Annotated in this window: 18 protein-coding genes; 6 read left to right on the top strand and 12 right to left on the bottom strand. The window is 67.9% G+C overall.

Translation table 11 applies throughout. The features are described from left to right. Positions 1-13: 13 nt before the first annotated feature. From ASC94_RS23060 to ASC94_RS23015, 10 genes are all read right to left on the bottom strand, one after another. Positions 14-1,189 (bottom strand): AAA family ATPase, encoded by a 1,176-nt coding sequence (locus ASC94_RS23060; RefSeq protein ID WP_056401175.1) that lies wholly within the window; start codon positions 1,187-1,189, stop codon positions 14-16. 42 nt (positions 1,190-1,231) lie between these two features. Then, entirely contained in the window at positions 1,232-1,834 is a 603-nt protein-coding gene (locus tag ASC94_RS23055; protein ID WP_082616771.1) for a TadE family protein, read from the bottom strand. Next, entirely contained in the window at positions 1,824-2,288 is a 465-nt protein-coding gene (locus ASC94_RS23050; protein WP_056401164.1) for a hypothetical protein, read from the bottom strand. Before ASC94_RS23050 ends, ASC94_RS23055 begins: the two co-directional genes overlap by 11 nt. After that, positions 2,285-3,730, bottom strand: a complete 1,446-nt coding sequence (locus ASC94_RS23045) for a pilus assembly protein TadG-related protein (RefSeq protein WP_082616770.1) — start codon at positions 3,728-3,730, stop codon at positions 2,285-2,287. The genes ASC94_RS23050 and ASC94_RS23045 overlap by 4 nt, the downstream gene beginning before the upstream one ends. Next, positions 3,727-4,092: a hypothetical protein gene (locus tag ASC94_RS23040; RefSeq protein WP_056401159.1), complete on the bottom strand. Its 366-nt coding sequence runs from the start codon at positions 4,090-4,092 to the stop codon at positions 3,727-3,729. Before ASC94_RS23040 ends, ASC94_RS23045 begins: the two co-directional genes overlap by 4 nt. After that, entirely contained in the window at positions 4,089-5,684 is a 1,596-nt protein-coding gene (locus ASC94_RS23035) for a type II and III secretion system protein family protein (RefSeq protein WP_082616769.1), read from the bottom strand. The genes ASC94_RS23040 and ASC94_RS23035 overlap by 4 nt, the downstream gene beginning before the upstream one ends. Before the next feature lie 8 nt (positions 5,685-5,692). Next, positions 5,693-6,544, bottom strand: a complete 852-nt coding sequence (gene cpaB, locus ASC94_RS23030; RefSeq protein WP_056401154.1) for a Flp pilus assembly protein CpaB — start codon at positions 6,542-6,544, stop codon at positions 5,693-5,695. Then, positions 6,541-7,935 carry an ATP-binding protein gene (locus tag ASC94_RS23025; protein ID WP_229417380.1) on the bottom strand — a complete coding sequence of 465 codons (1,395 nt, stop codon included), beginning with the start codon at positions 7,933-7,935 and terminating at the stop codon, positions 6,541-6,543. Before ASC94_RS23025 ends, cpaB begins: the two co-directional genes overlap by 4 nt. Before the next feature lie 70 nt (positions 7,936-8,005). Continuing rightward, the gene (locus ASC94_RS23020) at positions 8,006-8,554 is read right to left on the bottom strand and encodes a prepilin peptidase (RefSeq protein ID WP_056401151.1); all 549 of its coding nucleotides are present in this window, start codon (positions 8,552-8,554) and stop codon (positions 8,006-8,008) included. 57 nt (positions 8,555-8,611) lie between these two features. Continuing rightward, a complete protein-coding gene (locus tag ASC94_RS23015) occupies positions 8,612-8,791 on the bottom strand; it encodes a Flp family type IVb pilin (RefSeq protein ID WP_056401149.1) in 180 nt (59 codons plus the stop codon). A gap of 379 nt (positions 8,792-9,170) precedes the next feature. Between ASC94_RS23015 and ASC94_RS23010 the strand changes: the two genes are divergently transcribed. Next, positions 9,171-10,220, top strand: a complete 1,050-nt coding sequence (locus ASC94_RS23010) for a GGDEF domain-containing protein (protein ID WP_056401146.1) — start codon at positions 9,171-9,173, stop codon at positions 10,218-10,220. 7 nt (positions 10,221-10,227) lie between these two features. On the opposite strand, the gene ASC94_RS23005 is transcribed toward ASC94_RS23010, so the two are convergent. After that, a complete protein-coding gene (locus ASC94_RS23005) occupies positions 10,228-11,451 on the bottom strand; it encodes an HD-GYP domain-containing protein (RefSeq protein WP_056401145.1) in 1,224 nt (407 codons plus the stop codon). A gap of 105 nt (positions 11,452-11,556) precedes the next feature. Between ASC94_RS23005 and ASC94_RS23000 the strand changes: the two genes are divergently transcribed. From ASC94_RS23000 to ASC94_RS22980, 5 genes are all read left to right on the top strand, one after another. Further along, positions 11,557-12,486, top strand: coding sequence for a LysR substrate-binding domain-containing protein (locus tag ASC94_RS23000; RefSeq protein WP_056401143.1), 930 nt, complete (start codon positions 11,557-11,559; stop codon positions 12,484-12,486). Between the two features lie 245 nt (positions 12,487-12,731). Then, a complete protein-coding gene (locus tag ASC94_RS22995; RefSeq protein WP_056401141.1) occupies positions 12,732-16,292 on the top strand; it encodes an indolepyruvate ferredoxin oxidoreductase family protein in 3,561 nt (1,186 codons plus the stop codon). A gap of 179 nt (positions 16,293-16,471) precedes the next feature. Next, entirely contained in the window at positions 16,472-19,768 is a 3,297-nt protein-coding gene (gene icmF / locus ASC94_RS22990; protein ID WP_056401138.1) for a fused isobutyryl-CoA mutase/GTPase IcmF, read from the top strand. Positions 19,769-19,820: 52 nt separating this feature from the next. Then, entirely contained in the window at positions 19,821-20,177 is a 357-nt protein-coding gene (locus ASC94_RS22985; protein ID WP_056401135.1) for a glyoxalase superfamily protein, read from the top strand. Positions 20,178-20,284: 107 nt separating this feature from the next. Continuing rightward, positions 20,285-20,494, top strand: coding sequence for a hypothetical protein (locus tag ASC94_RS22980; protein ID WP_056401133.1), 210 nt, complete (start codon positions 20,285-20,287; stop codon positions 20,492-20,494). A gap of 33 nt (positions 20,495-20,527) precedes the next feature. On the opposite strand, the gene ASC94_RS22975 is transcribed toward ASC94_RS22980, so the two are convergent. Then, positions 20,528-21,538, bottom strand: coding sequence for a substrate-binding domain-containing protein (locus ASC94_RS22975; protein WP_056401130.1), 1,011 nt, complete (start codon positions 21,536-21,538; stop codon positions 20,528-20,530). Positions 21,539-21,542: the final 4 nt, after the last annotated feature.

Raw genomic sequence — 21,542 nt, 5'->3', positions numbered from 1 at the left:
CTTGAATGGACTGTCACAGTTCGGCGTCGCTGCGCCCGAACAGGCGGTCGAACAAACCCTTGCTCTCCGGGATACGGCGCGCCGTCACCACTTCCACCAGGTCGGCCAGGCTGCGCGCCACCGGGCTGCTGCGCGAGAGCTGCAGCAGCGGCACGCCCTGGTTCACCGAGTCGGTGGCCGACAAATAGTCGTTCGGCACGGTGTGCATCACCTCCGCGCCCAGCGCCTGCTCCAGGTCCGCCAGGCGCAGCTTGCCGCCGCGCTCGTAGCGGTTGACGATCAGGCGGATCCGCTCGCCCGGATAGCCGAGCGAACGGAAGATGTCGAGCAGGCGGCGGCCGTCGCGGATGTCCGGCAGCGCCAGCTGCAGCACCGGATAGATGGCGTCCGCGCTGTCGAGCGCGCGCAGCGAGATGGCGTCGATCTGGCGGCCCACGTCCAGCACGATGTAGTCGTAGTGCTGGCGCGCCACGCGCAGGATGGCGTCCATGTGGTCCGGCTTCATGTCGGACAGCTGGTGCGGATCGTCTGCCGCGGCCAGCACGCCAAAATTGGGCGTCACGTGCACCAGGCAGGAGTCCAGGAACGCGCCGTCCATGCGCCCGATCTGGGCGCAGATGTCCGACAGCGTCATGGCCGGCTTCTGGTCGGACACGTACAAGGTGGCGTCGCCGAACTGGCCGTGCAGGTCGATCAGCAGCACCTTGCGCTCGGCCAGCACCGCCAGCGCGTAGCCGAAATTGGTGGCCAGGAAGGTGGCGCCGCTGCCGCCCTTGCAGGAGATGAAGGCCAGCGCCTTGCCGTCGCGCATATGGGCGACGCCGGTCTCGATCTCGATGCGGTCCATGGCCTCGTGGAAGGCGCGGTGCACCAGCGGCAGCGGCAGCACCTCGCGCATGCCGGCGCGCATGGCGCGGATCAGCAGGTCCTGCTGCGGCTCGCGCGTGAGCATCATGTAGGAGGCGCGCGGATAGTGCTTGCCCAGGCGCTCCACCAGCTCGGCCTCCTCCGGCGCCACGTCGCTGGCGTCGAACACCACCAGATCGGGCGGCTCGGCCAGCACCCGTTCGACCGCGTCGCGCAATCCCTGGCGCGTGGCCACCACCTGCACCGCCGGCATGCGGGCCGATCCCTGCGCCGCCACTTCGGCGTGCAGCTGGCTGTCCCGGCTTATCATCAAGGCTTTCATAGGCATTCCTTCGCAAGCTTCCATCGTTGTTGGCGCGCCGTATCAGGCAGGCGGCGGGGCAGGCGCGGCGCACAGCGCGCTGCCCGGCTGATACCCCAGCGCTTCGGCGCGCGCGGTGCTGGCCGAAGACGGCAAGGCCAGGCCCCGCCAGTCCACCCGAGGCAGGGGCAGCAGGGGCTGGAACGGCACGGGCTGGCAGCTGGCCGCGTCGTCCGGGCTGCACACGCTGGCGCGCACGTAGCGGATGCAGTCGCTGCCGTTCGGATTGCGCAGGCAGTACAGCCGGTTCAGCGCCGGGCACGGCGCGCGCGCGGCGGCGGCCACCGGCTGCAGCGCGCCAGCCGCGTCCTGCCACAGGTACTCGATGCGCAGGTAGCTGCTGTCGAGCTGGGACGCCATCGGCAAGGCGCCGCCGCCGGGGCGGAGCAGCGCGCGCCGGCGCAGCGCCTGCATGGCCGCCGCATCGGTGTAGTCGGTGACGGCGGCGGCGCGCGCGGCGGCGCGCGTGGCTTCCTGCAGCGTGTTCCACAGGAAGACCAGGCGCGCGCACTCCAGCAGGCCGTACATGAACAGCAGAAAAAACGGCAGCACCAGTGCCATCTCGACCAGCATCGATCCGGCATCGCGGCGGCGTTCAGTTTTCATAGCGCAGCACCGCCACGGCCCGCAGTTCCAGTCCCTGCGAGCCGATCAGCCAGCCGACCGCCGGGCCCCACGCGCTGGCGTGTACCGTGGCCACCAGGCGCACCTGCACCTGCTGCGGCAGGCTGGCGCTGCCGCAAAAGCCGCGCGGGCAATCGGCCAGGAAGGTCACCTCGGACGTGTCTATCCCGGCGCCGCCCAGCGCCGCCATGGCTTGTGCCCGTATGCGCGCCTCGGCTTCCTGGTAGCCCGCGCTTTTCGACATTTGCGGGCGCGGCAGCACGGCCAGCTGGCGCGCGCTCTGGTAGGCCACCGTTTCCAGCACCAGGCGCTGGCGCAGCACGTTGCCCAGCACGATCAGGCAGGGCACCATGAACGCCGCCAGGCCCAGTGTCAGCGCCGCCTCCAGGGCAGCCACGCCGCGCGCGAAGCAGCGCTGCGGAAGCCGCGCCTTCATCGGTACAGCTCCACTGCGCCGGCCAGCGTGCTCTCGTCGGCCACGCCGGCAAATTCGCCGCGCACGCCGGCCGCGCCGGCCTGCTCCATCATGAAGAACTGCGCCAGCGCCAGCACCTGCGCCTGGGTGTCCGCTCCCGGCGGCACCGGGCAGCTCACCAGCGGGATCACCAGGATGCGGCGCAGGGCCAGGCCAGGCTCGGTGGGCGCCAGGAAATTGGCCACGGTGGTTTGCGTGTACGGCGTGCCCGATCCGTAGGCCGGCGCGGTGGGTGCCTGGCCGGTGGCAACCGGATACAGGGCCGGCCAGCGGTTGCGGCTGATGGCGCCGCCGCCCGCAGCCTGGCGCGCCGTGCCGTAGGCCCACAGCGGGCCGTAGGACGCCGCGTCCGGCGCAATGGCGCGGTCCGCCACCGTGTTGTAGGGCTGGTCGCTGTCGGCCGCAGCGGGCGCCGCGCTGGCGGCGGCGGGCGCCGGCGCCATCCAGCTGCCGGTGCTGTTGTATTCGCGCACATTGGTATCGGGCGGGGCGTTGGCCGGCAGGCAGGCCAGCGCGCCAGTGCCGTACGCGCTGAAGCGGGAATTGAGCTGGCCGCCCAGCGTAAAGCTGGCCGGCCGGCGCAGCCTGAGCGTGGCGCCCGTCACGCGCGGCAGCTGCACCGTTCCGCTGCACATGAACGGCGCCAGCACCGCGTCGGCCGTGTGATCCACGGCCCCGCCCGGGCCGCCGCCGCCCTGCTGGATGGGGTCGACCAGGAAGTACTCCGGCGTGACCGTGTTCTTCGCGGCGTTCAGCTTGAGCAGGTTGTAGGACACGCCGAAGCGGAAGCCATACTGCAGCAGTTCCGTGGCGCCGCCGCCGGTGCCGGTGCCGCCGCCGGGGTTGCTGCGCGTGGCCGTGGGATCGCCCATGGCGCACACCGCCAGCGGCGTGACCCTGGTGCCCGCGCGTCCCGCCACGGCGCGCGCGGCTGCCGACACCGGCGCCGCGCCGCCCACCAGGGCCAGGAAGGCGCTGCTGACCGGCGCCATGTCCAGCTCGCGGGTATCGACCCTGGCGTAGGCCAGGCCGGCCGGTGCGGCGGCCGCTGCGGCCGCGTTGCGCCAATCCGCCTCGGCCGCATCCGGCGCGGCGCTGAAGCTCAGCGCGTCCGGGCTCCAGGTCATCGCCGCACCGGACGCGGCCTGGTCGGCGGCCGCCGTGGCGGCTTTCAGCACTGCGTCGTTCACGCCGGCGGTGGTGCCGTTGAGCGAGCGCGCGGCCGCCAGCGCCACCGCGTCGGCGTAATTTTGCAGCTGGGCCTTGCGCTGGTAGACCAGGGACAGTTCCAGCGCCACGCCGGCCGCGCCCAGCGCCACCGGCAGCAGCAGCGCGAACACGATCAGCAGCGCGCCGCGCTGGCGGGCGTCCGCGCAGTGCATGGGGCGGGCCCGGCGTGTCATTTTGCGCCGCTCACGCCGATGGTGAAGCTGCTTTGCTGCGGCGCGGCCTCGCCGAAGCTCTTCTGGTAGCGCCCCTGCGCCTGGCCGGCTGCGCGGCCGTCCATGCCGGCCGCCTCGCCCTGCCCCCTGGCTTGGGCCTGGCGGGCCGCGTCCGGATGGGCTATCTGCTGCGCCAGCGCGGCGCGGGTCACGCTGCCGAACGGTGGCGGCGCGGCTGCGGCGGATTGCGGCGCGCGCCCGGCGGCGCAGCCCGACAGCAGCGCGGCCAGCAATGCCGGCAACAGGACAGGCGGCATGGCCGGCAGCAGGGCCGGCAGCGCTGGCAACGTACGGGAACCGCGCGGCTTGATGCATGGCTTCATGGCTGTGCTCCTTGCGGGCGGGCGCCCAGAAACAGTTCGCCGCGCTCGGGCGGCGCCATGCCGCCGGTGGGCAGCGGCTGGCCGGGCGGCAGCGGCTTGACCAGGTGGGCCGTGATCACGAACAGCAGCTCGCTGCGGTCATGCTGGAAATCGGTGCTGCGGAACAGCGCGCCCAGCACCGGCAGCTCGCCCAGCAGCGGCACGCCCTTGACGCTGGTGTTCTGCGTGTTGCGTATCAGCCCGCCGATGGCAAAGCTCTGGCCGTCGTACAGCTGCACCGTGGTGGTGGCGCGGCGCGTGGTGATCAGCGGCAGGATGGCGCCGCCGTTGAAGCCATTGGCCGAAATGCCCACCCCTTCGCGCGACAGCTCCGACACTTCCGGCGCCACGCGCAAATTGATGCGCCCGCCCGCCAGCACGGTGGGCGTAAAGCGCAGGCCGACCCCGAATTCCTTTTCCTCCAGGGTGACCTTGTCGCGCTCCTGCGCCACCGGGATGAAAATTTTGCCGCCGGCCAGGAAGCTGCCTTCCTGGCCGCTGATCGCCATCACCGTGGGCTCGGCGAGGATGCGCACCAGGCCGTCCTTGCGCTCCGCGTCCAGCGTGAAGCGGCGCTTGTCGCCCTTGCCCACGTCGAGCCGGCTGCCCGCGGTGCCGGTGAGGAAATTGGACAGCACCGTGGCAGCCCAGCCGCCGCCGGCGTAGTGCAGCATCACGCCAGCCTCCAGCTTGTCGAGCAGGGTCTTGGACACCTCGGCGATCTTCACCTCCAGCATCACCTGCTGCGGCGCGGTCACCGACAGCAGATTGACCACCCGGCTCAGGCTCAGGCCGGCCACGGCCGGCACCGCGCCGGCCGGCGCCGCCGCCACGGTCGCGGCCTGCGGCGCCTTGTCTTCCGGCGCACGCGGGCTGGCCAGCGCCTGCACCGGGCGGCGCACATAGGCATGCGCCAGCTCCAGCACGTTGAGCAGGGTGGCGCCGTCCTCCACCGTACCGCTCAGCACCAGCGCATCGGCCGCGGCCGTGACGCGGATATTTTTCTCATGCGGCATCAGCTGCGCCAGCGTGGCCTGCAGGCCGGCCACGTCCATGCCCACCACCAGGTCGACCAGGCTGCATTTGCCGCTCTTGAGCTGCACCACCATATTGGTGCTGCCGATGTCCACCCCCGCCAAATACAGGGTGTCCGGCGCCACCAGCATGGCTTGCGCCACGGCCGGGTTGCCTATGCTGCGGCTCGCCACCGCCTCGGGCAGGCGCAGCAAGGTCGATTTGCCCGGCTGCAGCGCCATGCTGTGCTGCGGCGGGATGTCGCCCGAACAGCGCGGCCCGTCGTTGGCGGGCAGCGCTGTTCGGGCGGCAGGCACCTCCGCAGCGGCCCGTTGCGGTACGGCGGCTGCGGGCGCCCCACGCGGCGCAGCAGCGGCAGCGGCGCTGGACGATGCGGCAGGGCCGGCCGGGGCTGGGACCGTGGCCGTGGCCGCGGCCGTGGTTATGGTTGTGGCCGCTGGAGCGGCGCCTGGCGCGCGCGCGGCCTGCGCCGGCTGCGCGCAGCACACCAGCAGAAGCAGGAAGGTCGGGGCTTTCATGGCGCGCCTCACAGGCATTCGCGGCTGCTGTGCAGGCCGTTGATGACGCCGATGCAGTGGCGCGCGGGCGCTGCCGCCAGCTGGGCGCGCGGGGCCGCAGCCTTGGCCGGCTGCACCGGCCCGGGGGCGGGGGCGGGCGCGGCTTCAGCCTGCGCCGGCTCGTGGATGCCCAGCAGCGTGCCCTTGGTGGCGCCGCCGGTCACGCCCGGCCTGGGATCGACCTGGTTGCGCAGCGCCAGCGACAGGGTGCCCACGCTGCGCGCCAGGTCCAGGTGCTCGGCCTGTTCCGGCGTCACCTCCAGCGTCACGGCATTGACCACGCGCGGCTTGGTGTCGTCGCGGCTCACTTCCTGCGCCACCGCCAGCACCAGGATGCGCTCCAGCACGATCTTGGAAATGTCGCGCTCGTGCTGGCGCTCGCCGGCCTGGGTGTGCACGATGATGTCGACGAAGTTGCCGGGCAACGCGAAGCCGGCCACGCCCACCACGTCGTTGACCCGCACCGTGATGGCGCGCTTGCCCTCGGCGATCAGCGCCGACAGCCCGCCCAGCGTGCCGGCCGGGGCCAGCTTGGCCTCGCTCAGCGGCTCGCCGCGCAGCACGCTGGTCTTCAGCACCCGCCCGTTCAGCTTGGCGGTCTCGCGCAGCGCACCGGCCGGCAGCGCGTCGGCCGGCCAGTCGGCCAGCTTCACCATGTCCGGCGCCAGGCGCTGGCCCAGGTTGACATCGGCGGCGGCCACCACAATGCGGCCGGCCGTGCCGGGCGCCTGGCGCAGCAGCCAGCGCGACGCCAGCAGCACCGCCGCCAGCCCCAGCGCCACGGCCAGCCCCAGCATCAGGTAAGCGCGCCGGTTTTTCATGGCGCCCTCGCCCTGAGCAAGGCTTGCTCGGCCTCGTCTTCGGCCAGGCAGGGCGCGGCGGCGCTGGCGCAGGCGGCGAACATGCTGGACCACGCCTGGTCCAGCGCGGCCACCGTCAGGCGCGGCGCCTGGCCCGCGTAGCCGGCGAAGTCGGCAATGCGGCCCAGGATCTCGCGCGGATAGCTGGCCAGCAGCGGCTGGCCGCTGGCGCGGTGCAATTCCTCGATCAGGTAGCGCAGGCCGGCGTCGTCCAGCGCCACGCCGGCGGCGCGACACTGCTGGCGGAACAGGGTGCGGTAGCTGGCTTCGCTGAGCGCGCCCACGTGGATCTTATAGCCCAGGCGGCGCAGCGCTGAACCGTCCAGCAGCGCCTGCGGCGCCAGGTTGGTGGCGAACACCAGCATGGCGCCGAAGGGCATGGAAAACTTGTGGCCGCCCTGCAGCGAAAGCTGGTCCTGGCCCGCGTCCAGCGGCTGAGTGAGGCGGTTCAGCAGGGCCGGTGCGCTCATGCGCTGGCGGCCCAGGTCGTCGATGATGAACAGGCCGTGCGCGGCCTTGCAGTGCGGCGGCGCCTGGTAGCAGCCGGAATAGACGTCGTGGCGCAGTTCCAGCATGGATTCGTCCAGCTCGGCGCCCAGCTGCACCACGGGGCGCTGACACAGCACCCAGCGCGTGTCCGTGCTACGCCGCTCGAGCGGCTGGCGCCCGGCCGCGCCCGGCGGCAGGGCCGGCGGCAAGTGCAGCGCCGGGTCGTACAGCTGCACGATCTCCTGCCCCACCGCCACCGCGTGCGGCACCAGCACCGTGCCCTGCAGTAGCCGGCCCAGCTTGCGCGCCAGGGTGCTCTTGCCGCTGCCGGGCGGACCGTACAGCAGCATGGACCGGCCCGCGTGCATGGCCGCGCCGATCAGGTTGCGCACCGCCGGTTCCAGCCCGGCCTCGCCAAACACCGCCTCCACGTCCTCGGCGCTGGGTGCGGCCAGCTGGGCCGACTGGCGTGCGGCCATGGCGCGCCAGGCTTCCAACGGGACCGGGGCCGGGCCCTGGTAAGGCGCGCGCTCCAGCCAGCCGGCCGCGCGCTGCTTGCCGGCGCCGGTCAGCTGGTATTGCACATCGATGTCGGCGTCGCCGCGCCAGGCCACCTCGGCCAGCTGTTCGGCCACCATGAAGTCCAGCGCTTCGCGCAGCACATTGATGGACAGCCGCAGCCGCGTGGCCAGGATGGGCAAATGGGTGCGCCCCGCCACGTAGATGGCCTTGGCGGCCAGCTCCACGATCAGCTGCAGCTCCAGTCCCGTCTCGCGCACGGTCCTGGGCTGCGGCGGCAGCAGCGCGCCGTCCTCGTCCTCCTCGCCGCGGGTGGCGGGCAGTACGGTGGCAAAGTCCATCATGGCGATTCTCCTGATAAAGTGTTGCGGTGAGGAATCGATACTAGCAATGGCTTGCAAGGCCGATATTGAGCTACAGCAAAGCCTGAGCGCGGCAGTGCGGCGCCAGCACCACGCTCAGGGTGCCCAGCGCCACCGCCACGCCATAGGGCATGCCGCCCACGCTCCGGCCCGGTTGCAGCGATAGCGGCTGCAGCGGCACGCCGGCCAGGCGCAGCAGCAAAGGCAACAGCATGGCGCGCAGATTGCCCAGGCCGCGCCGCCACTGGCCGCTGGCGGCCATGAGCAGCAGCCCCAGCACGCCACCGGCCGCAAAGCTGAGCAGGGCAATGTCGAGCGCCTGCAAGGGGCCGGTGAAGGCTCCCACCATGGCCATCAGCTTGACGTCGCCGGCGGCCATGCCGCGCAGCAGGTAGAGCGGTAAAAACAGGAAAAAACCGGCCAGCAAGCCCGCCAGCCAGTGCGACAGCAGCGTCCACGGCGGCCCGGCCAGCAGGTGCAGCGCCAGCGCCAGCAGCAGGCCGCCCAGCACCAGCACATTGGGAATCTTGCGCAGGGCCAGGTCGGTGACGGCTGCTTGCAGAACCAGCCACAGCAATAAAACTTCGGTCGCAGTCCACATCGGGGGCCTCCGGCGGAAAAGGCGCGCCGGACCGGAAACCGGCGCGCCGGCCAGGCGTCAGGTGACGTTCATGGCGGTGACGATCTCCGTGAAGGCCGCCTCGATGGCGGTCCTGAGCGGTCCGAACGCGGCGGCAATCGCACCGGCCATGACCGCCGCGATCAAGCCGTATTCAATTGCGGTGATACCCTCCTCATCCCGGGCGAAATTACGGGCTGCCTGCATAAAGCTGTTCATGATGTACCCCTTGAAAGGAAATCAAAGCTACGCCCTGGCACAGCCGGTCTGCAGTCCGGCGGCCATTGGAATCACTATATTCCTGCGAGTTTTAGCGACGTTGATTGTGCGCAAGTTTTCCACACGGAATCATTCTGGCCCCGATGCAGCGCACGGTGTGGTATTAACGAAACTGTTTTAAATCAAACTTTTGATAGATGGCCGCAGTGGCGGGCGCTTGTGCCCGTCATTGGGGGGTAGAATCGTGGCGTTTTAGCAGAAATATCGCAGTCTGGAATTGCCTATAATACAAAAAGGTATTATTCTGCTTAGCTGTCTTTTGGAAAGGCCTCGTGCTTAGGAGCACTGTACGCCTTGGTGCCGTGATCAGAGAACGACGATGGATTCCCTACTGAAACACATGGTGGACATGACTGGCCACCGCGATCACACGATGCTGGACGTGTCGGTTATTTCCGCCGTCCAGGAGCTGGCGGGCGCGCGGCAGACCCGCGTGCTCTCGCTCACGTCCGTGCGCGGCCAGATCTTCGTGCGTCCGCGCGCCATCATCGTGAGCGGCAGTCCGGCCCGCATGGAAGAACACGCCGACCCGTCCTGCGCCGGCGATCCCATCAGCATGTTCCCGGCCCTGGCCGACTGCATCGCGCGCCACGAGGCGTCCGCCGACCAGGTCGACGCGGACGGCAACCACACGCTGTGGCTGCCAATCTGGCTGGGCGACAAGGCCAACACCTGCCTGGAAATCGTCAACCCCACGCCCTACACCAGCGAGACCATCCACATCGTGGGCGGCATCGTCAGCGTGTACCGCAACTTCCAGAACCTGCTCGACTACAGCGAGCGCGACTCGCTGACCGGCCTGCTCAACCGCAAGACCTTCGACGACCAGCTGGCCAAGATGCTGCAGGCCAGCACCGCCGAGCAGGACGCGCTGGCGCTGCCGCCTGGCGAACTGGAGCGGCGCCAGCACAACGACCAGGAAAAACAGTGGCTGGCCGTGGTGGACGTGGACCACTTCAAGCACGTCAACGACAAGTTCGGCCACCTGTACGGCGATGAGGTGCTGATCCTGATCGCCAACCTGCTGACGTCCTCCTTCCGCGCCCAGGACCGCGTATTCCGCTTCGGCGGCGAGGAATTCGTGGTGCTGCTGCGCTCGACCTCGCAGGAAAACGCGCACCGCATCATCGACCGCTTCCGCGCCAATGTGGAAGCGCACGAATTCCCGCAGGTGGGCAAGGTGACGGTGAGCATAGGCTACGTCAGCATCAGCGCCTACCAGGCGCCGGTGATCATCCTCGGCCAGGCCGACCAGGCGCTGTACTACGCCAAGAGCCACGGCCGCAACAAGGTCTGCCACTACGACGAACTGGTCAGCGGCGGCCTGCTGCAGGTGATCGAGTCGAACGACGAGGCCGAGTTCTTCTAGCCCAGGCCTACCCCGCCAGCGTCAGAAACCGCATCGGATCCACCTTCCACTTGGCCGGCGACTCGTGGCCGACGATCTTGTCGCCGCCGCCAAAGCCCAGCCCGCGCGCCAGGTCCACCGTCTCCGGCTTGATGTAGACATTGGTCCTGGTGTGGAAGAAGACATTCACCTTGGGCGCCAGCAGATTGGTTTCATGCGGCTCGACCACCACGCCCAGGCGGCCCGACTCCAGCATCACCATGGTACCCACCGGGTAGATGCCGACGCAGCGCATGAATTCCTGCGCATACTGCGGGTTGAAGTGGAACTTGCTCCACTCATAAATCTTGCGCAGCGCGGCCGCCGCCGAGATGCCCTTGTGGTAGCAGCGGTCGGCGGTGATGGCGTCGTACACGTCGACGATGGCCGCCATCTGCGCCAGCTCGCTGATGGCGTCGCCGGACAGCTTGTCCGGATAGCCGCTGCCGTCGCGCCGCTCGTGGTGGTGCAGGGTGATGTCGAGCGCGATGTCGTTCACCTCGGGCGACTGGCGCAGGATCTCGAAGCCGTCGCGCGGATGCTTGCGCACGATGGCGAATTCCTCGTCCGTGAGCGCGGCCGGCTTGTTGAGCACCGCATCCGGCACCAGGGCCTTGCCGGTGTCGTGCAGCAAGCCGCCCAGGCCGGCCTGGCGCGTCACTTCCGGGTCCATGCCGCGCGAATTGCAGAACGCCACCAGCAGCGCGCACACGCTCACCGAGTGCAGGAAGGTGTAGTCGTCCTTGTTCTTGATGCGCAGCAGGCCCACCAGCGCGCCCGGATTGCGCAGGATGGACTCGGTGATGTTCTGCACCACCGGCTGCACCTGGCCGATCTCGATGGCCTTGCCCAGGCGCGCGTCGCGCATCACCGTGCGCACCAGGCTGGAGGCCTGGTGCCGGATCTGCGCCGCGCGCGACAGCTCCTCGCCCAGCGGCACCCGGGTCACCACGGCCGGCTTGGCGGCCAGCTCGGTCAGTTCGCGCTCGGTGGCCCGGTTGGCCTCCTCCAGCGTGGGCGCGTCCTGCACGTCCAGGCCCTTGGCGCTGTCGATCACCACGTCGTGGATGCCGGCCTTGCGGATCTTGCGGATCTCCTCCTCGCTGCTGATGACAAAGCGGTTGCGGATGAAGGGATGGGTCATCCAGTCGCAACTCAGGTCATGGATATACATGCCGACGGCCAGCTGGGAAGAATCGACTTTCTTGAGCATACAAGGACCTGCGAGCGCGGTGGACGATGGGAAAGGTTAGAATCAGTATAACAAATAGTTTCCCGCCGGATTTACCGTTTTGTCCTGAACATACCAACACGCCACATGGAATTACGCCAACTCCGGTATTTTGTCGCCATCGTCGACCACGGCTCGCTGTCGCGCGCGGCCACGGTGCTGCACGTGGCGCAGCCAGCGCTCACGCAGCAGCTGCGCCAGCTGGAGGAAGAGCTGGGCGCGCAGCTGCTGCACCGCTCCGCGCAGGGCGTGCTCAGCACGGACGCCGGCAAGGTCTTCTACGAGCACGCGCAAGCCATCCTGAAGCAGGTGGCGGACGCCAAGTCGGCCGTCACGCAGTCCGCCGAACGCCCCAGCGGCAGCGTCACGCTGGGCCTGCCGCACAGCATCTCGGGCGCGCTGGCGCTGCCGCTGCTGTCGGCTGCGCGCGCCCAGTTCCCCGAGATCACCCTGCAGCTGACGGAAGAGCTGACCGGCAACTTGGCCGAGCAGCTCAAATCCGGCCGCGTCAACCTGGCCGTGCTGTTCGACGACGGCCAGCTCACGCCTTTCGTCTGCACGCCCCTGGTGGAAGAAGAGCTGCGCTTCATCTGCCGCGCCGGCTCGCAATGGGCGGACGGGCGCGACAAGGTCACGCTGGCGCAAGCGCTGGCGGCCCAGCTGATCCTGCCGGGGCCGCAGCACGGCGTGCGGCCGCGGATCGAAAGCGTGGCGCGCGGCGCCGGGCTGGCTACCGCCAACGTGATTGAAATCAACTCCATCGCCATCCTCAAGTCCGCCCTGCTGGCCGACATGGGCGCCACCATCCTGCCGGTGGCCCCGGTGCTGGCCGAAATCGAGCGCGGCGCCATGGTGGCGCTGCCGATCGAACGGCCCGCCATCTCGCGCACCGTGGTGCTGTGCGGCTCCAAGAACATCCCCCTCACCAACGCCAGCGCGGCCATCAGCCGCCTGGCCTGCCAGGTCGCAGCCGACCTCTGCCACAGCCACTACTGGCTCGGCGCCCGCCTGCTCTGAAAATGGGGTCAGGGTTAGTTTTCGCGGACGCGAAAACTAACCCTGACCCCATTTTGGGTTTGCAGGGGTATCATTTTTTCTTATGGCTCCATCGGCATTCGGTATTTCCGTATACGTCAACTAAGCCCTACACTGAAACATTGGTAGCGCCGTCCACCGGCGGCGTTACGGCTGAACTTGCTTGTGCCTTACCCGGCGCGGCGCAAGACCGGCGAACCACCCGAACACCATTTGGAGACATCACCATGGCCGAACATACGGCACCAGCACAGGCACCTTCGCGCCTGACCACCGTCACGCTCGACGATAAATACACCGCCACGTCCGGCAGCATCTTCCTGTCCGGCATCCAGGCCCTGGCGCGCCTGCCGATGATGCAGCAGATCCGCGACGCCGCCGCCGGCCTCAACACCGCCGGCTTCATCTCGGGCTACCGCGGCTCGCCGCTGGGCGGCCTGGACGAGACCCTGTGGAAAGTCAAGCCGCACCTGGACAAGCACAACGTGCAGTTCGTGCCGGGCGTGAACGAGGACCTGGCGGCAACCGCCGTGTGGGGCTCGCAGCAGGTGGACCTGATCGGCGAATCCAAGTACGACGGCGTGTTCGCCATGTGGTACGGCAAGGGCCCGGGCGTGGACCGCTGCGGCGATGTCTTCAAGCACATGAACCACGCCGGCACCTCCAGGCACGGCGGCGTGCTGCTGGTGGCCGGCGACGACCACGGCGCCTATTCGTCCACCCTGCCGCACCAGTCGGACCACATCTTTTCGGCCTGCATGATCCCGGTGCTGTATCCCTGCAATGTGCAGGAATACCTGGACCTGGGCGTGCACGGCTGGGCCATGTCGCGCTTCTCCGGCTGCGCGGTGGCCTTCAAGGCGCTGGCCGACACGGTGGAATCGTCGGCTTCGATCGACGCCGATCCCTTCCGCGTGCAAGTGAGGCTGCCCAAGGAATTCGTCATGCCGGAGGGCGGCCTGAACGCCCGCCTGTCGTCCATCCCGCTGGGCCAGCAGGCGCGCAACCAGGAAGCGCTGATGCAGGACTATAAGATCTACGCCGCCCTGGCCTACGCCCGCGAAAACAAGCTGAACCACACCACCATCGATTCCAAAGACGCCAAGCTGGGCATCATCGCCTCCGGCAAGTCCTACCTGGACGTGCTGGAAGCGCTGGAAGAACTGGGCATCGACGAAGCCATGGCCGCCACCGTCGGCCTGCGCCTGTTCAAGGTGGCCATGCCGTGGCCGCTGGAGCCGGACAGCGTGCGCGAATTCGCCCAGGGCCTGGACGAGATCCTGGTGGTGGAAGAGAAGCGCCAGTTCGTCGAGTACCAGCTCAAGGAGCAACTGTACAACTGGCGCGACGACGTGCGTCCGCGCGTGATCGGCAAGTTCGACGACAAGGGCGAATGGGTGGCCCCGCGCGGCGAATGGCTGCTGCCGCCGAAAGCCGACTTCTCGGTGTCGCAGGTGGCGCGCGTGATCGCATCGCGCGTCAGGCAGTACATCACCGACACCAACATCCAGGACCAGATCAAGGCCCGCCTGACCTTCCTGGACGCCAAGGACGCGGTGCTGAAGAAGGCCATCAACACGCCCTTCCGCCCAGCCTTCTACTGCTCCGGCTGCCCGCACAACACTTCCACCAAGGTGCCGGAGGGCAGCTTCGCGCTGGCCGGCATCGGCTGCCACGTGATGGCCACCTCGATCTACCCCGAGTACAACAAGCTGACCACCCACATGGGCGGCGAGGGCGCGCCGTGGATCGGCCAGGCCGCGTTCTCGAAAGTGCCGCACGTGTTCCAGAACCTGGGCGACGGCACCTATTTCCACTCCGGCTACCTGGCCATCCGCGCCGCCGTGGCGGCCAAGGTGAACATCACCTACAAGATCCTGTACAACGACGCCGTGGCCATGACCGGCGGCCAGCCGGTGGACGGCACCGTCTCGGTGCCGATGATCGCGCAGCAGATGGCCGCAGAAGGCATCAAGCGCATTGCGCTGGTGACCGAAGACCTGAGCCGCTACACCGACCGCTCCGCCCTGCCCTCCATCGTCTCGCTGCACGACCGCAAGGAGATCGACGCGGTGCAGCGCGAACTGCGCGAAATTGAAGGCTGCACGGTGCTGATCTACGACCAGACCTGCGCCGCCGAGAAGCGCCGCCGCCGCAAGAAGAACGAGTTCCCGGACCCGAACAAGCGCATGGTGATCAACGAAGCCGTTTGCGAAGGCTGCGGCGACTGCGGCGTGCAGTCCAACTGCGTGTCCATCCTGCCGAAGGAAACGGAGTTCGGCCGCAAGCGCACCATCGACCAGTCGTCCTGCAACAAGGACTATTCGTGCGTGAAGGGTTTCTGCCCGTCGTTCGTGACGGTGGAAGGCGGCACGCTGAAGAAATCGAAGACCGGCGTGAGCAAGGACAAGAATGCGGGCGACGGCTGGGACGAGCTGCCGCAGCCCGTGCTGCCGGCCTGCGATCAGCCGTACAACATCCTGATCAACGGCATCGGCGGCACCGGCGTGATCACCGTCGGCGCGCTGATGGGCATGGCCGCGCACCTGGAGGGCAAAGGCGCCTCGGTGCTGGACATGACCGGCATGTCGCAGAAAAACGGTTCCGTCACTTCGCACGTGAAGGTGGCCCGGTCGCCGGCCCACCTGCGCGCACAGCGCATCGCCACCGGCGAGGCGGACCTGATCCTGGGCTGCGACATGCTGACCGCGGGCGCGGCCGATGCCGTGTCCAAGATGCGTCCGGGCCGCACGCTGGCCGTGGTCAACCTGCACGAGCAGCCGCCCGGCACTTTCGCGCAGCAGGCCGACTGGCAGTACCCGGCCGCCGAAGTGCGCGCGCTGATCGAGGAATCGGTCGGTGCCAGCCAGTACAACAGCGCCGACTTCATCGACGCCACCAAACTGGCCACCGCGCTGATGGGCGACTCCATCGCCGCCAACCTGTTCATGCTGGGCTACGCTTGGCAGCGCGGCCGCATCCCGCTGACGGAAGCGTCGCTGCTGCGTGCCATCGAATTGAACGGCGTGGGCGTGGAAGCGAACAAGAAGAGCTTCCTGTGGGGCCGCCGCGCCGCCGTGGACCTGAAGCGCGTGGAGAAGACCGCCATCCCGACCCAGGCCATCGTGGTGCAGATGCCGCAAAGCCTGGAGTCGGTGATCAAGAAGCGCGTGGAGTTCCTGACCGGCTACCAGAATGCAGGCTACGCCGCGTCGTACGAAGCGCTGGTGCAGCAGGTGCGCGCCAAGGATGCGAATCTGAACCTGGGCAACAAGCTGTCCATGGCCGTGGCCAAATCGCTGTCCAAGCTGATGGCCTATAAGGATGAATACGAAGTGGCGCGCCTGTACACGGACGGCCGCTTCGTCGAGCAGCTGCAGTCCCAGTTCGAGGGCAGCTTCTCGCTGAAGTTCAACCTGGCGCCGCCGCTGCTGGCCAGGAAGGACTCCAAGGGCCACCTGGTGAAAGCCGAATTCGGCTCGTGGATGTGGAGCGCGTTCAAGATGCTGGCCAAGCTGAAAGGCTTGCGCGGCGGCGCGTTCGACATCTTTGGCTACACTGAAGAGCGTAAGATGGAACGCGCGCTGATCGGCGAGTACCGCGAGCTGGTCGGCACCGTGCTGGCGCAGTTGAATGCCGGCAACTACGAGACGGCAGTGGCGCTGGCGCAACTGCCGGAGAAGATCCGCGGTTTCGGCCACGTGAAGGAAAAAGCGGTGGCGGAGTTCCGTACCGAGAAGGCGCGCCTGCTGGCGGTGCTGGGCGGCGGGCACAAGAACGCCGCGTGACCGCTTGGCGGGTTACGGCTGCGCCTAACCCGCCCTACGGGCAACCGTTGCATATCCGTAGGGCGGGTTAGCGGCGCAGCCGCGTAACCCGCCGATGCGCCGCAAAATCGCTTGACTTGACGTTAACGTAAACGTCATATAATAAAAATTCTCTCGTTCCAGAAACGACAAGGACACCCATGAACGACCTCTCCGCTCCGAAACTCGCCGCCGTGCCCGAGCAGGCCAAGCTGGCTAACAAGGTACGCTTCGTCACCGCCGCCTCGCTGTTCGACGGCCACGACGCCTCGATCAACATCATGCGCCGCATCCTGCAGTCGAACGGCGTGGAAGTGGTCCACCTGGGCCACAACCGCTCGGTGGACGAGGTGGTGACCGCCGCGCTGGCCGAAGACGTGCAGGGCATCGCCATCTCCAGCTACCAGGGCGGCCACGTCGAATACTTCAAATACATGCTGGACCTGCTGCGCCAGCGCGGCGGCGCCCACATCAAGGTGTTCGGCGGCGGCGGCGGCGTGATCGTGCCGGAAGAAATCGCGGACCTGCATGCCTACGGCGTGACCCGCATCTTCAGCCCGGAAGACGGCCAGCGCATGGGCCTGGTCGGCATGATCCAGTGGATGGTGCAGCAGTGCGACATCGACCTGTCCCAGTATTCCCCCACCGCGCTGGCGCCGCTGCGCGAAGGCAGCGTGGCGGACCGCCACCGCCCGCTGGCCCAGCTGATCACCGCGCTGGAAAACGAGAAAGCCTCCCCCGAGCTGCGCGCCGAACTGCGCGCGGCGGCCGAAGACCTGCCGGTGCCCGCGCTGGGCATCACCGGCACCGGCGGCGCCGGCAAGTCTTCGCTGACCGATGAGCTGATCCGCCGCATCCGCCTGGACCAGGGCGACGCGCTGAACATCGCCGTGATTTCCATCGACCCGTCGCGCCGCAAATCCGGCGGCGCGCTGCTGGGCGACCGCATCCGCATGAACGCCATCGCCCCGTGGGCCGGCCAGTCGCGCGTGTTCATGCGCTCGCTGGCCACGCGCGAAGCGGGCTCCGAAATCTCGCAGGCGCTGCCGGACGTGATCGCCGCCTGCAAGGTGGCCGGCTTCGACCTGGTGATCGTGGAAACCTCCGGCATCGGCCAGGGCGACGCCGCCATCGTGCCGCACGTGGACGTGTCCATGTACGTGATGACGCCGGAATTCGGCGCCGCCTCGCAGCTGGAAAAAATCGACATGCTCGATTTCGCCGATTTCATCGCCATCAACAAGTTCGACCGCAAGGGCGCGCTGGACGCGCTGCGCGACGTGGCCAAGCAGTACCAGCGCAACCGCGAACTGTGGAGCAAGCGTCCGGAAGAAATGCCGGTGTACGGCACCCAGGCGTCGCGCTTCAACGACGACGGCGTGACCGCGCTATATCAAGGCTTGGTCTCCAAGCTGGCTGAATTCGGCATGAAGACGCAACCGGGCACGCTGCCCAAGTCGGAGGTGCGCTTCAGCAGCGGCAAGCACGTGATCGTGCCGCCGGCGCGCGCGCGCTACCTGGCCGAGATTTCGGACACCGTGCGCGGCTACCACAAGAACACCGCCAAGCAGGTGAAACTGGCGCGCGAACGCCAGCAGCTGCGCGCATCGAAGCGCATGCTGGAAGAAGCCAAGGGCATCGACCTGGGCGCCGACTTCGACACCCTGATCGCGGACCGCGACAGCGCCATGGAAGCGGGCGCCAAGAAGCTGCTGGCCCAGTGGCCCGACATGCAGGCCGCCTACGCGGGCGACGACTACGTGGTGAAAATCCGCGACAAGGAAATCCGCACCCGTTTGATCTCGCACACGCTGTCCGGCACCAAGGTGCGCAAGGTGGCGCTGCCGCGCTATGAGGATGACGGCGAAGTGCTGCGCTTCCTCATGTCCGAAAACGTGCCGGGCTCCTTCCCGTTCACGGCCGGCGTGTTTGCCTTCAAGCGCGAAGGCGAAGATCCGACCCGCATGTTCGCCGGCGAAGGCGACGCCTTCCGCACCAACCGCCGCTTCAAGCTGGTCTCCACCGGCATGGACGCCAAGCGCCTGTCCACCGCGTTCGACTCGGTCACGCTGTACGGCGCCGACCCGGCGATCCGCCCCGACATCTACGGCAAGGTGGGCAACTCGGGCGTGTCGATCGCCACCCTGGACGACATGAAAGTGCTGTACGACGGCTTCAACCTTTGCAGCCCGAGCACCTCGGTGTCGATGACCATCAACGGTCCGGCGCCAACCATCCTGGCCATGTTCATGAACACCGCCATCGACCAGCAGGTGGACAAGTTCGTGGAAGAGAACAAGCGCCAGCCTAGCGCGGACGAAGCGGCCAAGATCAAGGATTGGGTGCTGCAGAACGTGCGCGGCACCGTGCAGGCCGACATCCTGAAGGAAGACCAGGGCCAGAACACCTGCATCTTCTCGACCGAGTTCTCGCTCAAGGTGATGGGCGACATCCAGGAATACTTCGTGCACCACCAGGTGCGCAATTTCTACTCCGTGTCCATCTCCGGCTACCACATCGCCGAAGCGGGCGCGAACCCGATCTCGCAGCTGGCGTTCACGCTGTCGAACGGTTTCACCTTCGTGGAAGCCTACCTGGCGCGCGGCATGCACATCGACGATTTCGCGCCCAACCTGTCGTTCTTCTTCTCCAACGGCATGGACCCGGAATACACGGTGCTGGGCCGCGTGGCGCGCCGCATCTGGGCCGTGGCCATGCGCGACAAGTACGGCGCCAACGACCGCTCGCAGAAGCTCAAGTACCACGTGCAGACCTCGGGCCGTTCGCTGCACGCGCAGGAGATCGACTTCAACGACATCCGCACCACCCTGCAGGCGCTGATCGCGATCTACGACAACTGCAACTCGCTGCACACCAACGCCTACGACGAAGCCATCACCACGCCGACCGACGAATCCGTGCGCCGCGCCTTGGCGATCCAGCTGATCATCAACCGCGAGTGGGGCCTGGCCAAGAACGAGAACCCGAACCAGGGCTCCTTCATCATGGAAGAACTGACCGACCTGGTGGAGGAAGCGGTGCTGCAGGAGTTCGAGCGCATCGCCGAGCGCGGCGGCGTGCTGGGCGCGATGGAAACCGGCTACCAGCGCGGCAAGATCCAGGAAGAGTCCATGCTGTACGAGCACCAGAAGCACGACGGCACGCTGCCCATCATCGGCGTGAACACCTTCCGCAATCCGAAGGCGTCCGACGTCCCGGCGCCGATCGAGCTGGCGCGTTCCACCGACGATGAAAAGCAGTCGCAGCTCAAGCGCCTGGAAGACTTCCACACGCGCCACGCAGCCGAAGCCCCGGCCGCGCTGGCCGCGCTGCAGAAAGCCGCCATCGACAACGAGAACGTGTTCGCCGAACTGATGGACGCCGTGCGCGTCTGCTCGCTGGGCCAGATCACCAGCGCGCTGTTCGAAGTGGGCGGCCAGTACCGCCGCAATATGTAATACTCCCTGGCGCCGCAGCAGCCGCTGCGGCGCCGTCTACATAGGGAGCGTCATGCAGCTGTCACCAGCCATCCCCATCCTGCGCAGCTTTTCCGAGGCCAAGGCGCGAGAGTTTTATGTCGATTTCCTGGGCTTTGCAGTGGATTGGGAACACCGCTTCGAGCCGGATGCACCGCTTTACATGGCGCTGCGGCGCGGAGAGCTGACGCTGCACTTGAGCGAGCACCACGGTGACGGGTCGCCGGGCATGGCCTTGCTGGTCCAGGTGGACGACCTGGATGCGCTGCATGCGGAGCTGAACGCCAGGCAGTATCCGAATATGCGGCCCGGCATCGAGGAGCGCGACTGGGGACGCGAGATGACGGTGTGGGATCCGTTTGGCAACCGCCTCCGCTTTACTGCCAGGTAAGCGCTCACCGAGCCGGAGGCGCCGGGCGATCTCTAAGTGAACTCAGCAGGACAATAATCAATATCGGCCTCCGGCCTTCGCCTATGCTGGGTCAAACCGGAGGGCCCATGACGACCATACACATCTCCTTACCCGACCAGCTGGCACACGACGCCGGCGAGCTCGGACTTCTCGACCCGGTCACCCTGGCCGAGCTGCTGCAAAACGAAATCCGCCGCCGCACTTTCGCCGACATCTTCGCCGTCTCGCACCGCCTGGCAACCGAATCCGAACCCGACCCAGACCCCGAACCGCCCCCGCGCCGCCGGCGCAAGTAGCGGGTAGTCGCTTCCCAGCGGCTGGTACCGGCCCTAGACCGGGCAGCGGCCGACGGTGGCGCCGGGGAGCAGGACGGGTTGCCACAACACCTGCAGCTGCTGGGCCGGCGTGCCGGAGGACAGCGCCAGCAGCATGTCGATCATCTTCGCGCCGGCGCCCGCCGGGTCGGGCTGGTCCACCGTGGTGACGTTGGCGCCGGTGAGCGTGTCGCCCAGGCTGCCCCATACAATCACCGACATATCCTTGCCGATTTCCACTCCCGCATCCAGCAGCGCGCGCACTGCGCCCACGCCGGACAGATGGTTGTCGACAATGACGGCGGTCGGCCGCGGTGAACAGGCCAGCAGCAGCTGCATGGCCTGGTAGCCGCTGCGGCGGTCGATGGTGTCCGAAATCAGGTAGCGCGGATCGGTGCCCAGCCCTGCGGCGGCAAGAGCCGCCAGGAAGGCGTCCTTGCGCTGGCGGGCGAAGTTCATGTCCAGCGGCGCGCTCAGGAGGGCAATGCGCTGGTGTCCCTGCTCCAGCAGGCATGCCGCCGCCAGGCGGATGCCGGCCTCGTTGTCATAGTCGAACCAGGCGTACGGCGAGTCAAGCTCGGTGCGGCCGTGCGCCACGAAGGGAAAGCCGGCCTTGCTCAGGAAGGCGATGCGCTCGTCGCGCACCAGGGTGCGGCTTACCACCAGGCCGTCCACGCGCCGCCCGCGCACAATCTGTTCGTAAGAAGCCAGCTCGTTGTTGGCCGACACCGGACCGATGATGAAGTTCATCTTGCGCGCTTCCAGCGCTTCCGTCATGCCGCCCACCGTGTGCAGGAACATGGCGTCGCCCAGGTCCGCCGGCAGCAGCGGGTAGATGATGCCGAACACATTGGTGCGCCCCACCGCCAGTCCGCGCGCCAGCGGATTGGCCTCGTAGCCCGCCTCCCGGGCAGCGGCCAGCACACGCTCGCGCGTGTGCACGTTCACTTCAGGATACCCGTTCAGTGCGCGGCTTACGGTGGTTTTGGACATGCCAAGCAGGTTGGCAAGACTCTTCAGATTCATGGCG

Source organism: Massilia sp. Root418, from assembly GCF_001425265.1.
GTDB lineage: Bacteria > Pseudomonadota > Gammaproteobacteria > Burkholderiales > Burkholderiaceae_D > Rugamonas.
The sequence above is the reverse complement of the archived record's forward strand: the minus strand, read 5'-3'. Positions and strand labels throughout refer to the sequence as shown.

Excerpts from the sequence above, each read along its gene's own strand:
- ASC94_RS23060 (WP_056401175.1), bottom strand. The coding sequence starts at position 1,189 with ATGAAAGCCTTGATGATAAGCCGGGACAGCCAGCTGCACGCCGAAGTG.
- ASC94_RS23055 (WP_082616771.1), bottom strand. The coding sequence starts at position 1,834 with ATGAAAACTGAACGCCGCCGCGATGCCGGATCGATGCTGGTCGAGATG.
- ASC94_RS23050 (WP_056401164.1), bottom strand. The coding sequence starts at position 2,288 with ATGAAGGCGCGGCTTCCGCAGCGCTGCTTCGCGCGCGGCGTGGCTGCC.
- ASC94_RS23045 (WP_082616770.1), bottom strand. The coding sequence starts at position 3,730 with ATGACACGCCGGGCCCGCCCCATGCACTGCGCGGACGCCCGCCAGCGC.
- ASC94_RS23040 (WP_056401159.1), bottom strand. The coding sequence starts at position 4,092 with ATGAAGCCATGCATCAAGCCGCGCGGTTCCCGTACGTTGCCAGCGCTG.
- ASC94_RS23035 (WP_082616769.1), bottom strand. The coding sequence starts at position 5,684 with ATGAAAGCCCCGACCTTCCTGCTTCTGCTGGTGTGCTGCGCGCAGCCG.
- cpaB (WP_056401154.1), bottom strand. The coding sequence starts at position 6,544 with ATGAAAAACCGGCGCGCTTACCTGATGCTGGGGCTGGCCGTGGCGCTG.
- ASC94_RS23025 (WP_229417380.1), bottom strand. The coding sequence starts at position 7,935 with ATGATGGACTTTGCCACCGTACTGCCCGCCACCCGCGGCGAGGAGGAC.
- ASC94_RS23020 (WP_056401151.1), bottom strand. The coding sequence starts at position 8,554 with ATGTGGACTGCGACCGAAGTTTTATTGCTGTGGCTGGTTCTGCAAGCA.
- ASC94_RS23015 (WP_056401149.1), bottom strand. The coding sequence starts at position 8,791 with ATGAACAGCTTTATGCAGGCAGCCCGTAATTTCGCCCGGGATGAGGAG.
- ASC94_RS23010 (WP_056401146.1), top strand. The coding sequence starts at position 9,171 with ATGGATTCCCTACTGAAACACATGGTGGACATGACTGGCCACCGCGAT.
- ASC94_RS23005 (WP_056401145.1), bottom strand. The coding sequence starts at position 11,451 with ATGCTCAAGAAAGTCGATTCTTCCCAGCTGGCCGTCGGCATGTATATC.
- ASC94_RS23000 (WP_056401143.1), top strand. The coding sequence starts at position 11,557 with ATGGAATTACGCCAACTCCGGTATTTTGTCGCCATCGTCGACCACGGC.
- ASC94_RS22995 (WP_056401141.1), top strand. The coding sequence starts at position 12,732 with ATGGCCGAACATACGGCACCAGCACAGGCACCTTCGCGCCTGACCACC.
- icmF (WP_056401138.1), top strand. The coding sequence starts at position 16,472 with ATGAACGACCTCTCCGCTCCGAAACTCGCCGCCGTGCCCGAGCAGGCC.
- ASC94_RS22985 (WP_056401135.1), top strand. The coding sequence starts at position 19,821 with ATGCAGCTGTCACCAGCCATCCCCATCCTGCGCAGCTTTTCCGAGGCC.
- ASC94_RS22980 (WP_056401133.1), top strand. The coding sequence starts at position 20,285 with ATGACGACCATACACATCTCCTTACCCGACCAGCTGGCACACGACGCC.
- ASC94_RS22975 (WP_056401130.1), bottom strand. The coding sequence starts at position 21,538 with ATGAATCTGAAGAGTCTTGCCAACCTGCTTGGCATGTCCAAAACCACC.